General features: G+C 72.4%; 11 protein-coding genes, 1 tRNA gene and 1 pseudogene. 5 read left to right on the forward strand and 8 right to left on the reverse strand.

Going from position 1 to position 12,270, the window contains the following annotated elements; genetic code table 11:
• The first annotated feature begins 132 nt into the window (after positions 1-132).
• Complete coding sequence (locus ACR5MH_RS06840; protein WP_431346025.1) at positions 133-1,329, forward strand: pyridoxal phosphate-dependent aminotransferase; 1,197 nt, start codon at positions 133-135, stop codon at positions 1,327-1,329.
• Positions 1,330-1,512: 183 nt separating this feature from the next.
• On the opposite strand, the pseudogene ACR5MH_RS06845 reads toward ACR5MH_RS06840, so the two are convergent.
• From ACR5MH_RS06845 to ACR5MH_RS06880, 8 genes and pseudogenes are all read right to left on the reverse strand, one after another.
• Positions 1,513-2,151, reverse strand: a pseudogene (locus ACR5MH_RS06845) (carbon-nitrogen hydrolase family protein); the annotation flags it as partial.
• Entirely contained in the window at positions 2,148-2,417 is a 270-nt protein-coding gene (locus ACR5MH_RS06850) for an ATP-binding protein (RefSeq protein ID WP_431346024.1), read from the reverse strand. The gene ACR5MH_RS06850 and the pseudogene ACR5MH_RS06845, both read right to left, overlap by 4 nt.
• Complete coding sequence (locus tag ACR5MH_RS06855; RefSeq protein ID WP_433862436.1) at positions 2,408-3,925, reverse strand: sensor histidine kinase; 1,518 nt, start codon at positions 3,923-3,925, stop codon at positions 2,408-2,410. Before ACR5MH_RS06855 ends, ACR5MH_RS06850 begins: the two co-directional genes overlap by 10 nt.
• Entirely contained in the window at positions 3,922-4,308 is a 387-nt protein-coding gene (locus tag ACR5MH_RS06860; protein WP_431346022.1) for a response regulator, read from the reverse strand. Before ACR5MH_RS06860 ends, ACR5MH_RS06855 begins: the two co-directional genes overlap by 4 nt.
• Positions 4,305-4,460, reverse strand: coding sequence for a hypothetical protein (locus tag ACR5MH_RS06865; RefSeq protein WP_431346021.1), 156 nt, complete (start codon positions 4,458-4,460; stop codon positions 4,305-4,307). Before ACR5MH_RS06865 ends, ACR5MH_RS06860 begins: the two co-directional genes overlap by 4 nt.
• Positions 4,457-5,212, reverse strand: coding sequence for a PHP domain-containing protein (locus ACR5MH_RS06870; protein WP_433862437.1), 756 nt, complete (start codon positions 5,210-5,212; stop codon positions 4,457-4,459). Before ACR5MH_RS06870 ends, ACR5MH_RS06865 begins: the two co-directional genes overlap by 4 nt.
• Positions 5,209-6,219, reverse strand: coding sequence for an ATP-grasp domain-containing protein (locus tag ACR5MH_RS06875; RefSeq protein ID WP_431346020.1), 1,011 nt, complete (start codon positions 6,217-6,219; stop codon positions 5,209-5,211). Before ACR5MH_RS06875 ends, ACR5MH_RS06870 begins: the two co-directional genes overlap by 4 nt.
• Complete coding sequence (locus tag ACR5MH_RS06880; protein ID WP_431346019.1) at positions 6,216-7,283, reverse strand: response regulator; 1,068 nt, start codon at positions 7,281-7,283, stop codon at positions 6,216-6,218. The genes ACR5MH_RS06875 and ACR5MH_RS06880 overlap by 4 nt, the downstream gene beginning before the upstream one ends.
• A 123-nt stretch (positions 7,284-7,406) precedes the next feature.
• Here ACR5MH_RS06880 and ACR5MH_RS06885 point away from each other — a divergent pair.
• The 4 genes from ACR5MH_RS06885 to ACR5MH_RS06900 all read left to right on the forward strand — a co-directional run bounded on the left by ACR5MH_RS06885 (position 7,407) and on the right by ACR5MH_RS06900 (position 11,013).
• A tRNA-Met gene (locus ACR5MH_RS06885) sits at positions 7,407-7,483 on the forward strand.
• A gap of 79 nt (positions 7,484-7,562) precedes the next feature.
• Positions 7,563-9,089, forward strand: coding sequence for a DUF3375 family protein (locus ACR5MH_RS06890; RefSeq protein ID WP_431346582.1), 1,527 nt, complete (start codon positions 7,563-7,565; stop codon positions 9,087-9,089).
• Complete coding sequence (locus ACR5MH_RS06895; RefSeq protein ID WP_433862438.1) at positions 9,086-9,778, forward strand: DUF4194 domain-containing protein; 693 nt, start codon at positions 9,086-9,088, stop codon at positions 9,776-9,778. Before ACR5MH_RS06890 ends, ACR5MH_RS06895 begins: the two co-directional genes overlap by 4 nt.
• Positions 9,775-11,013, forward strand: a complete 1,239-nt coding sequence (locus ACR5MH_RS06900) for an ATP-binding protein (protein WP_431346584.1) — start codon at positions 9,775-9,777, stop codon at positions 11,011-11,013. Before ACR5MH_RS06895 ends, ACR5MH_RS06900 begins: the two co-directional genes overlap by 4 nt.
• Positions 11,014-12,270: the final 1,257 nt, after the last annotated feature.

Below are 12,270 nucleotides of genomic sequence, written 5' to 3' on the forward strand. Positions count from 1 at the left end.
CAAGCACTAGACAGCTTGGGATGCCAACCTGAGCGTTCTATTTGCGGATCCTGTGGGCGACCTTCCGCCTCCCGATGACTCCTCCCAACGTAACGAATGGATGCGGTGGGAGCCAGGCCCTAGGTTGGATCCATGACGGTTTCGGGCGCATGGAGGGCCGCCGCGCGCGGCGCGGGTCTGCTGGGCGCGGACGGCGTCGTCCGCCCGACGATCTTCGCCGAGATGAGCGCCCTCGCGGTGCGCACGGGCGCGATCAACCTCGGCCAGGGCTTCCCCGACGAGGACGGCCCCGCCATCGTGCTCGACGCGGCCGTCGACGCTATCCGGGCCGGCGCCAACCAGTACCCGCCGGGAATCGGCATCCCGGAGCTGCGGCACGCCGTCGCCGGTCACCAGCGCCGCTTCTACGGCGTGGACGTCGACCCCGACCGCGAGGTCCTGGTCACCGCTGGAGCGACGGAGGGCATCGCCGCGACGCTGCTCGCCCTGCTCGAGCCGGGCGACGAGGTCGTCACCTTCGAGCCCTTCTACGACGAGTACGGCGCCGTGATCGCCCTCGCCGGCGGCGTGCACCGCACCGTCCCGCTGGAGCCTCCGGCCTTCCGGCCCGACCTCGACCGGCTGCGCGACACCGTGACCGACCGCACCAGGGTCATCCTGGTGAACACGCCGCACAATCCCACCGGAGCGGTCCTCGACCGGGAGACCCTGTCGACGGTCGTCGAACTCGCCCACCGGCACGACGCTATCATCGTCACCGACGAGGTCTACGAGCACCTCGCCTTCGGGCCGCCGCACATCCCGATCGCGACGCTGCCCGGCGGATGGGAGCGGACCGTCACCATCTCCTCGGGCGGCAAGACGTTCAACACGACCGGCTGGAAAGTCGGCTGGCTGACCGCTCCCGCCGAGCTCGTGACGGCCATCCTGGCCGTGAAGCAATTCCTCACCTACGTCAACGGCGCACCGTTCCAGCCGGCGATGGCCGCCGGCCTCGCGCTCCCGGACGCCTTCTTCACCGGGATCGCCGCCGCGCTCGCCCACAAGCGCGACGTGCTGTCGGCCGGGCTGCGGGCGGCCGGGTTCGGCGTGCACCGCAGCGACGGCACCTACTTCGTCGTCGCGGATGCCGCGCCGCTCGGCCATCCCGACGCCGTCGAGCTCTGCCGCCGCCTGCCTGAGCTCGCCGGGGTGGTCGCCGTGCCACTGTCCGCCTTCTGCCGCGACGATTACGCGCAGCGGACGGCGTCGCTGGTGCGGTTCGCCTTCTGCAAGCGCGTCGAGGTTTTGGAGGAGGCCGCGGCGCGGCTGGCGACTCTGGGCGCCTGACCCGGCCCGCGCCCGCTCAGTCGATCGGCTCCACCCGGTAGCGCCGCAACGCGAGCGCCGGGTTCCGCCGGCGGACGTCCTGGACGCGCTCGGCCGACGCCTCCGCGACGGCGACGCCCGAGGTCTCCCCAGCCCCGCGAGCACGACGCCCATCGGGTCGATGATGGCGCTGGAGCCGACGCCGATCGGCGGCGCGTGGTCCGCCGCGGCGACGTACAGGGTGTTCTCGATCGCGCGTGCGGCCAGCAGCGTCGACCAGTGCTGCTCCTTGAGCGGACCACGCACCCACTCGGCGGGAACGGCGACCAGTTCGGCGCCCGCGTCTGCCAGCCGCCGCGTGACCTCGGGGAAGCGCAGGTCGTAGCAGGTCTGCATCCCGATCCGGAGGCCGTCGACCTCGAACACCTCGGGCAGGGCGAGGTCGCCGGGGACCACCCAGTCCGACTCGGTCGACCCGAACGCGTCGTAGAGGTGCTGCTTGCGGTAGACGGCGAGCGTCTCACCGGTCGGGCCGACCGCGACGAGCGTGTTGGCGAACTTGTCGCGCACACCGGTCTGCTCGACGAGCCCGGCGATCACGAACACCTCGTGCTCCCGTGCCGCGGCCTGGAGCGACTGCACGAACTCGCCGTCGAGCGGCTCGGCGTTGCGCGCGAAGGACGGACCCAGCGGGTCGGTGAAGTAGGAGGAGTACTCCGGCAGCACGACGAGTCTCGCCCCGCGCGCGGCCGCGACCGCGATCAGCGCCGCCGCCACGTCCCGGTTGTGCACCCGGTCGTCGCCCGGCGTGAACTGCACGACCGCGACGCCGACGCCGGTCACGGCCGGGCCTCCGCGCCGGGCAGCGCGTCCACGACCGGACGCGGGGTCTCGATCGGGAGCCGGAGGCTGATCGAGGTGCCCACGCCCTCGTCGCTCGCGATGTCGAGCCGGCCGCCGTGCGCGGTGACGATCGCCTTCGTGATCGTGAGGCCGAGGCCCACCCCGGGGACGGCGTTGCGCGTCGCGGTGGAGGCGCGGAAGAACCGCTGCGAGAGCTGGCTGAGCTCGACCGCCGGGATGCCGATGCCGGTGTCCGTCACGGCCACCACCGCCTCCTCCCCTCGCGGCGCAACGAGACGGTGACGGTGCCGCCGGACGGCGTGAACTTCAGTGCGTTGGAGACGAGGTTGTCGACGGCCTGGCCGAGGCGCACGGTGTCGCCGCGCACCTCCACCGGCTCGTCGGGCACATCGCAGACCAGCTCGACCCCCGCGGTCGCGGCGACCGGGGTCGCCGACTCGACGGAGGCGGCGACGACCGAGCGCAGTTCCGCGTCCGTGATGTCGATCGGGAACCGGCCCGACTCCACCTGTGCGGTGAACAGCAGGTCGCCGACCAGCCGCAGCAGGCGGTGCGCGTTCCGTTCGGCGACACCCAGGTACTGGAGCTGCTCGTCCGACAGCGGCGACTCGTCGTCGTCCCGCATCAGTTCCAGGTAGCCGAGGATCGAGCTGAGCGGCGTCCGCAGCTCGTGCGAGATGAGGCCGACGAACTCGTCCTTGAGGCGCGCGAACTCCCGCGCCTGCGTCATGTCGGTGGCGACGAAGATGAAGCCGACCCGGTGGCCGTTCTCGTCCAGCCTCGGTGTCGCCGCGACCTGCACCGGCACGTGCTTGCCGTCGGCGCGCACATAGGTCCAGTCCCGCACGTCGGCGTAGCCCGCGCGGACGGTGTCGACGAGGGCGGAGAAGTCGTCCATTCCCGAGACGGTGGTGAAGCGGGCGTCCATGTCGCGCAGCCGCTCCTCCAGCTCGCTCTCGAGGTGGAACTCGATGACCTTGCGGTTCGCGCCGACGACCTGCTTCTCGGTCAGTCCGAGCATCTTCTCGGCGCCCGGGTTCCAGACGTCGATCACGCCGTCCAGGTCGGTGCCGATGACCGATTGCTCGGTGACAGCGTTCCAGATGCTCTGGATGAGCCGGTTCGCGGTCTTCAGCCGGGCTTCGTTGAGCACCAGCTCGTCCTGCGTGCGCACGGCCTGCTCGAGCAGTTCCTCGCGTTGCTCCGCGGCGGCGCGGGTCGCCTCGAGCTGCCTGCGCGAGCGGTGCGCGATCTCGTTGACCACCGCGGCGACGATCAGATAGATGACCGGAGAGAAGAAGGCGCGGATGAGGTCGGCCGGGCTCGTCGAGCCGACGTCCACCAGGATGGGCCCGATCAGCACGAGGAAGATCCCGATCGCCGCGATGACGATGTTGCGCCGGCCCTCCTCGGTCGCGATCCAGACGAACGGCAGCAGCAGGATGACGCCGATGGACGAGGTGGTGCCGCCGGTGCCGATCCGCATCAGGCCGATCGAGAGCATCGCGACCAGCGGGACGACGACCGACCAGTGCACCCCGACGCGCGGCCAAGGCACGAGCACGGCGAGCAGGAAGGCGCCGATCATCACCGCGACCGAGCCCGCGACGAAGAGCGGGATGTGGTCGCTGACCACCCCGGGGATGAGCGACAGGCCGAGTGCGATGATGTAGCCGACCAGCGTCGGCACCAGCTTCACGACGACCGAGGGCGATTCGAGCGGGATGCGGCTGAGCCAGCGGTCGACCGTCATGCGGGTTCTCCCAGTCCGAGCATCGAGCGGATGCGCTCGGAGAGCACCCGGGGGCTGAACGGTTTGATGATGAAGCTGTCCGAGCGGTCGGCGACGATGCCATGGTCGGAGAGGAGCTGCACGGACGCCGACACCATGAGGATGAGCGTGCTCTTGGTCCGGTCACCGCCCCGGATGGCCTCGGCGACCTCCACACCGTTGAGCCCGGGCATCGAGATGTCGAGCACCGCGAGGTCGATGCCGCCGGCGTTCACCGCGTCGAGCGCGGACTGGCCGTTGTCGACGGCGGCCACGATCTCCACCCCGGCGCGGTTGGCGGCGATGACCATGAGCCCGCGGATGTCGGCGTCGTCGTCGGCGATCACGACCCGCTTGGCCGTCACGAGAAGAACACCAGCCTCAGCACGGCGATCGCGGCGACGATCAGGAGGGCGACGCCGCCGTAGATCGGCAGCCGCAGCTCCCAGCGCCGGTTGCGGTCGAGCTCGCGCTGCAGCTCTTCGCGCTGGACGCGGGTCAGGTCGACGGGGCTCATGCCTGCTCCTCCCGTTCGACGGCGCCGAGCACGGCCGCCACACGGTCGTAGCGGCCCACGTCTTCGGCGTCATGACTGTCGGTGGACGCAACGATACGCGCACCGGCGGCCCGGAGCGCGCGGACGGCGGCGGGGCCCGGACAGGCCCACTTCTCGTTGACCTCCACGATCGTACCGGTGGCGGCGGCCGCGGCGGCCCAGGCGGCCAGGCGGGATGCGCCGAGCTGCTCCTCGGCGAGTCCGACCTTCGGGAGGATGGAGAACCAGTGCGCGAGCTGCGCGTACGGCGTGCCCTCCATCGCCCGGATGCTCGCCTCGATCAGCAGGTCGAGGGCGTCGTCCGCCGGGAGGCCGGCTGCGAGCCGCTCCCGGGTGGCCTCGGGCGACCACGGCCCGTCGAGGCCGGGGAACTGGTGGTCGCCGATGACGACGGCGTCCACGCCACCGGGGCCGACGACCAGGTCGGCGGGGGTGTCGACGGCGCCGGTCACGTCGAGGAGCTTGGCCTCCACGCCGGTGAGCACGGTGAGTCCGTCCGGCACCTTCTCGGCCGCGACCGCGGCCACGAACTCCGGCACCCAGGCCGTCGAGGCGCGCACGTGGTCGGTCAGCCGAAGCGTGCGCAGCCCGGCGCGGTGCGCGGCCGCGATGTTCTCGGCCAGCGTGCTGCGGGCGTCGTCGGAGAACGTGGAGTGGACGTGGTAGTCGCCATCGAGAAGCATGCCGAGCCCGGTCGCGCCGCGGGCTGTCACTCTTCGGGCCCTTCGGTGTGCGCTGCGTTCTCGGAGACGAGCACGTCGCGCGGGTCGAGGAAGACGTCCTCCAGGAATCGCACGTTGGCGAGCTCGGCGAAGTCGACGGCGGACGGCACGGGGCGTCCGAGCACCAGGTCGAGCAGCAGCGACGGCATGTCGACGCCCGCGGCGATCGTGAGCGGCATCGCGCCGGGGAAGCGCGGGTTGACCTCCAGCAGCGCGGGCACTCCGTCGCTGCTGTAGCGGAGCTGCACGTTGGCGACCCCGGTCAGGCCGATCGCGCGCGCGACGTCCGCGGCGGTGTCCGACAACTCGGCCCGGCGCACGGTGCGGCCGGCGATCGAGACGCCGGAGTCGACGCGTTCCCGCGAGCGCGGCACGGCGGCGATGACAGCGCCGTCGAGGCCGGCGAGCACGTCGACCGAGAACTCCTCGCCCGGGAGGTTCTCCTGGATGATGATGCTGCGGTCCTCCCCGAGCGCCTCCAGCGCCGCGCGATCGGCGATCAGCCGGACGCCGCGCGAGCCCGCGCCGCTGCGCGGCTTGACGATCACCGGGAAGACCCACTCCGCGCCGACGCCCTCCCGGTCGAGCAGCCGGGTCTCCGGGATTCGCGCGTGGCCGTCGACGGCCTCCGCGAGCCGGTACTTGTCGAGGCATGTCACGAGGGTCTCGTGGCTCGGCGCCGCCAGGGCCGTACCGACCACGGCCAGCTCGTCCCGCCGTGCGGCGAGCCCGGGCAGCTCGACGTCCACCGTCGAGAACAGCACGTCCACGTCGTCGGCAGCGCACAGGGCGATCACGTCGTCCACGAACTCCGGCGACTTCCCCGGCGGGACGATCCGGCGGGCCGACTCGGGCACCAGGTACAGCCCGCTCGCCCAGCCGTCCATGTCCGCGGCGTGGACCTCCACATCGGCGCGCTTGAGCAGCGAGCGGATCACGGCGATCCCGGCCGGTCCCCCGGCTCCGGTGACCAGGACCCGGGTGACGCTCCGGGTCATTCCTGGTTCCTTCTGATCCGGGCGTCGGTGTGGATGCTCGCAGCCGGCACCGAGATGTCGGCGGTGTCGCGCATCACCTCCAGCGGCTCGCAGTTCGTGCCGCCGCCGAACCGGGACCAGTAGCGCGCGGTGGCGAGCACGAAGTCGTGCTCGAGGTACGCGCGCTGCTCGGCTTGCGAGCTGAAGCAGTCGATGAGCCGCAGCTTCGACTCCGTGTACCCGTCGATCGGGACGAACCGGGTCGGTCGGAAGTCGATGGTGGCGGACGGGCTCTGGAAGCAGCACACCGTCCGCACGTCGCGGGTCGCGACGCTCACAGCGGCGTGGACGGAGCGGTGGTCCTGGTGGCGGTCGTGCGCGGAGTGCGTATAGACGATGTCCGGCTTCACCTCGGCGACGACGCGCTCGATGATGCCCACGGTCGGGTCGCCCGCGGAGATGCGGGTGTCCTCCAGGTCCTCCAGGAACAGCCGGGCGCCCAGCAGCTCGGCCGCAGCGAGCGACTCGTGCTGGCGGTCTTCCGCGTCGCCGCCGCGCGCGCCGCGCGAGAGCGTCAGGATGACGACCTGGTTGCCGGCGTCGCGGTGCGCGGAGAGGATGCCGCCGACGCCGATCTCGACGTCGTCCGGGTGCGCGCCGATCGCGAGGACGACCTGCTGCTGGCTGGCGGCCCGCTTCGCGCGGCCCTCCTCGGCCAGGCGACCGACGATGGCGACCAGTTCGGAGGAGGCGATCGGCTTGGTGAGGAACTCGTCGGCCTGGGCCCGCAGCGCGGAGACGGCGTAGTCGACGGAGACGTGCGCGGTCATCACCACGACCGGCATCCCCGGGTGGCGGCCGCGCAACTCGCGGAGCAGGTCGATGCCCGAGATGCCCGGCATCTCGATGTCGGTGATGACGACATCCGGGTCGAAGGCGGCGATGGTGTCGAGGGCGATGGAGGGATCGGTCACGGCGACCACCTGGGCGTCGGCGCGCTTCTCCAGCACCGTCTTCATGTAGAACGCGACGTCCGGATCGTCCTCGATCACGCACACGCGGTACTTCTGAGCAGAGTTCGCCATACGCCTTCTCCCGAATTCCTGGCTCGACTCTAGTGGGACGCCCGGTCTAGACGAATCGGACTCGCCCGGGTGCGCACCCGATTTCACAGCGCCCCGAGGCCGTGATAGAGTCACTTCTTGTGCCGCGGGGTGGAGCAGCTCGGTAGCTCGCTGGGCTCATAACCCAGAGGTCGTAGGTTCAAATCCTGCCCCCGCAACCAACTGGCCCGGACTTGAGGAGAAATCCCCAGGTCCGGGCCGATTTTTGTCTGTACCGCAGTTTCTGCACCCGGAGGATGAGTGGACGAGACTCTCGACGCCGCGCGCGTCGCGGCGGTCTGGGAGGAGCATCCCACCTGGGCTCTGCTGCGCAGCTACAACGGCCGCTGGGTCCTCCCGCTCTTCTCGCGTCACCTGGAGTACGCCGACGGCACGGTCTCGGCGGACTGGTTCCACCAGAAGGTCGCCGAAGCGCTCGACGCCCTCGAAGAAGACCGGGACGACCGGGACGACCGGGACGACCGCGACGATCGCGAGCCTCCGGCCGACGCCGAGTCCTCCCGCACCTCCCCGGTGGAGTACTGCCGGGGCTGGGTGGACAGCCGGTGGCTGATCCGCACCCGCGCCGGCGCCGGTGAGGGGCGCGCCCGCTACCGGCTCTCGCAGTACGCCCTCCAGGCGCTGCGGATCGTCCGCGAGCTCGCCGAGCCGGACAGCGCGGTGTCGGAGGCGCGCTTCGCGAGCATCGCGCACGCCGTCCACCACCTCGCTGCGCTCACCGACCCGACCCCGGAGTCCCAGCTCGAACGCCTCGACCGGGAGATCGCCGACCTGCAGGCGCGCCGCGACGCGGTCGCGCGCGACGGAGCCGTCGCTGCCTCGCCCGAGACGGTCGCCCGCCAGGTGCGCGAAGTGCTCCGGCTCACCGCCACCCTGCCCGAGGACTTCCGCCAGCTCGGCGCGATGGTCGAACAGCGCCACCGCGAGGTCGCACGCGCGGCCTCCTCGGAGCACGTCGGCAAGGGCGCGCTCGTCGACCGCTTCCTGCGCGACAACGACCTGCTCGAGCAGACACCGGAAGGCCGCGCGTACCGCGGGTTCGCGGGGATGTTGTCCTCCCGCGAGCTGGAGGGGATGCGCGCCGACATCGACCGCGTGCTGTCCCGCCCGGGCGCTGAGCTGACCGAGCGGCAGCGGGCGCAGCTCGAGACTCTGATCACCTCGCTCCTGGCGGAGGAGCAGACCGTCCAGGAGACCTACGTGCGCTGGACATCCTCGCTGCGCCGGTTCCTCAGCCGCAGCGGCTCGGACCGGCACGCCAGGCTGCTCTCGCTGGCCGCCCGCGCGCTCGACGCCGGGGCGCTCTGGACCGAGCGCCGGCCCGGCCCGGTGCTGGTCGAGGGCGATGTGCTCGGCATCGGCGGCTGGGATCTGATGGATGTGACCCAGACCCAGCTCTGGCGCGACCGGGGCCGGCCGGAGGTCGGCGTCGCGATCACCGAGAACGACGACCCGCTGCCCGACCACGAACGGGAGGCGCTCCGGCTCGCGGTGGGGACGAGCGCCGCTGCCGTCCGGGAGACGATCGATGCCCTGCTCACGCGCGCGGAGACCGTGACCGGCGCCGACGTGTACGCCCAGACACCGCCGGAGTTCCGTCGCCTCGGGCTGGCCGTGAGCCTCATCGAGCTGGGCGCCGAGCACGGCGCCGTGGCCGAGGGCGTCCAGACCGTGCCGCTGGAGCTGGCGGACGGCGACCGCGAAGTGACCATGCCGCTTCTCGTCTTCGGACGGGACGCGCTCGAGACGGAGGCGGAGGACCGATGACGGACACGCTCGAACAGGACCCGATCGGCAGCGAGGACGTCGAGGACACCACGGGCGTCGACGGGACGGACGCGTTCGGCGACCGCCCCTCGGGCGCCCTCCCCCGCGAGGCGCGCACCGCGCTCGTCACCCTGCTGACGAGCCGGTTCATCACCCGCGCCAAGCAGCCCGACGCCTGGCGGAACCTGCTCGACCACGAGGACGACATCCGCGCCCGGCTCGGTGAGCTGTTCCTGACCCTGCACCTCGACCGGGAGCACGAAGTCGCCTTCAAGCGCCAGAACGGCGAGGACGGCGTCCCCGTACTGTTGCGCCGGGAGAAGCCGCTCTCCCGCGACGCGTCGCTGCTGCTCGTCCTGCTGCGGCAGGAGCACGCCTACACCGACGCGCAGGACGAGCCGGTGACCGTCACCCGCGATCACATCGCGGAGTTCCTCGGCCGGTTCCAGGGCGACTCCGCACACGACGAGGTGCGGGTGGACCGCCGCATCCGCGCGGCGATCGCCGCCCTCGACCGGCTGGAGCTGCTGACAGCCGCCCCGGACGACCCGGAGCTCTTCCTGGTCTCACCCGCGGTCGTGCCGCTCATCGGTACCGCCGAGCTGCTCCATCTCGAGCGAATGTTCCTGGAGGGCGCAGGCGCGCCCGTCGACACCGCCACCGCCGCCGCCGAGGAGGACGCCGAGTGACCGACCTGCCCGCCGACGACGGCCTGCTGCGCCGCGGCCAGTTCCGCATCGAGCTCGTCCAGCTCCTCAACTGGGGCAGTTACGACGGCCTCCACCGGATGCCGGTCGGGCGTGGCGGCATCGCCATCCTCGGCCCGACCGGGCGCGGCAAGTCCACCGTGCTCGACGCGATGTCGGCCGTCATCATGCCGAACCCGCAGGAGTTCAACCGTGCGGCGCGCGACGACTCCCGGCAGCGCTCCGAGCGCACCGTCTACAGCTACGCGCGCGGCAAGACCGACGAGGTGAAGGACGCCGGCTCGGACACCACCACCACGCACTTCCTCCGGCCCCTCGGGACGGCGTTCCCGAGCGGCGCCGCCATCACCTGGCGCACCGAGCTCGGCGAGACGGTCACCGCCGCCCGCCTGGCCTGGATCGGACCCGACACGTCCACGCAGGACGAGGTCACCACCGCGACCGTCTACCTGCTCGCGCACGGCGAGTTCCCGCTCGGCCGGCTCAACGAGCTGGTCCAGGAGCCGGGCAGCTCCTCGCCGCTCACCCGAGCCTCCCTCGCCCGGCTGGTCCATCCCGAGCGCGACCTGGTCACCTCCTCCCAGCCCGAGCTGCGCGTGCGGCTCTGCGAGGAGCTCGGCATCGGCGGCAGCGACGAGTCGCAGTTGAAGGCGCTCACGCTGCTGCGCCGCGCCCAGGCGTCCAAGGGCGTCTTCTCCATCGACGAGCTGTTCAAGAGCTTCGTGCTGACCGAGCCGCGCGCCCTCTCCCGCTGGGAGACGACGCTGAGCAGCTATCGCGAGGCGTCCGCTCTCTACGACGTCTTCGAGACCACCCGCCGCAAGCTGGAGGTGCTCGCCGACGTCCCGGCGCGGGCCGAGCAGTACGCCGCGGCAGCCGAGGACGCGACCGGCAAGCGCCGGCTGCTCTCCCCGCCGACGGCGAGACCGACCCGCGGTTGCGGGTCTGGCTGGCCGAGCGCATCCGCGACTGGGTGTCCGGCCAGGTGGACGAAGTCCGCGACCGCAAGCGCGAGCAGGAGGCGCTGCGCCGGGAGGCCGACGCCGAGGAGCGCGCGGCGCACCGTTCCCACCAGGACGCCCAGGCCCGGCTCGCCGCGGCCGGCGGCGACCCGTCCGTGGCGCTGCGCCGCGAGCACGAGTTCGCCGAGCGCATCCTCTCGGCGCAGACCCGCGAGCGTGCGGCGGCCGAGCTGCTCTTCGCCCGCGTGGGGCTGACCGCGCCGGAGTCCGCCGACCAGCTCGCGGAGCTTCAGCGCGAGGCCGAGTCGCGGCTCGCCGCGGTCACCGACGACGACGAGCAGCAGGCGCAGCGCTACGAGCTGGCCGGCCGCGTCGACGCCGCGAAGAAGGCCATCGCCGCCGCGACCGCCGAGAAGCGGTCGTTCGAGCAGCGCCGCAGCAACGTCCCGGCCGACGCCGACGAGCGCCGCCGCCGGATCGCCGAGGGCGCAGGGCTGTCCCCCGAAGACCTCCCGTACGCGGGCGAGCTGTTCGAGGTCGCCCCGGGCCGCCGGGACTGGAGCCGCGCGGTGGAGGCCGTGCTCGGCGAGGTCGCGACGCACCTGCTCGTCGACGAGCGCCGCTTCGACGCCGTCCGCCGGTTCGTGAACGAGGCCGACATGCGCGGCCGCGTCGTGCTGGTCCCGGCCGCCGCTGGGCGCGCGCCCGCCCTCGACCCGGTCGACCGCACCGTGCCCGCTCTGCTGCAGTTCGACGACGCCAGCCCGTTCCACGGCTGGCTGCACGACGAACTCGTGACCGACCGCAGCGTGCTGTGCGTCGAGACGCCCGAAGAGTTGGACGCACCTCGGCCCGCCGGCGTCGCCGGCGCCGTCACCCGCTCCGGCATGCGCTCCGCCGCGCGCGGCCGCGTCGTCAAGGACGACCGCCGCACCGCCTCCTGGATCGGCCTCGACAACACCCCGCGCATCCACGAGCTCGCCGCCCGCATCGCCTCCCTCGAGGCCGAGCTGGCGCAGGCGCGCGCCGAGTCGGACCGCGCGGAGGCCGAGCACGGCGACGCGCGCCGGCGCACCGAGGCCCTCGGTGCGATCCGTGCGCTCGAGTGGGAGGCCATCGACGTGGCGTCGCACGCGGCACGGGTGGCCGAGCTCGCAGAGCGGCTCGCGAATGTCTCGGTCGCGCACCCCGAGGCCGCCGCCCTGCAGGTGGAGGCCGAGCGCCACGACCGCGAGCGCATCGACGCCGCCAAGCGCGCCGCCGCGCTCCAGACGCGCGTGGACGAGCTGGAGGCCCAGCACGCCGACCTCATCGACATCGAGGACAGCGTCGCCGACGCCCTGGAGGACAACAGCGCGCTGACCGCCGAGGAGCGCGTGCTGCTCGGCACGCTGCCGTTCGCGGCGCCGCGGGAGCCGGCCGACGTCGACCGGCGGTATGCCGAGGCGCTCGCGGCGCTCCGCGACCAGATCGACGCCCACCAGCAGAACGTGGAGCACTACGAGCAGCTCC

The organism is Streptomyces sp. L7, assembly GCF_050990935.1.
Lineage (GTDB): Bacteria > Actinomycetota > Actinomycetes > Actinomycetales > Microbacteriaceae > Leifsonia.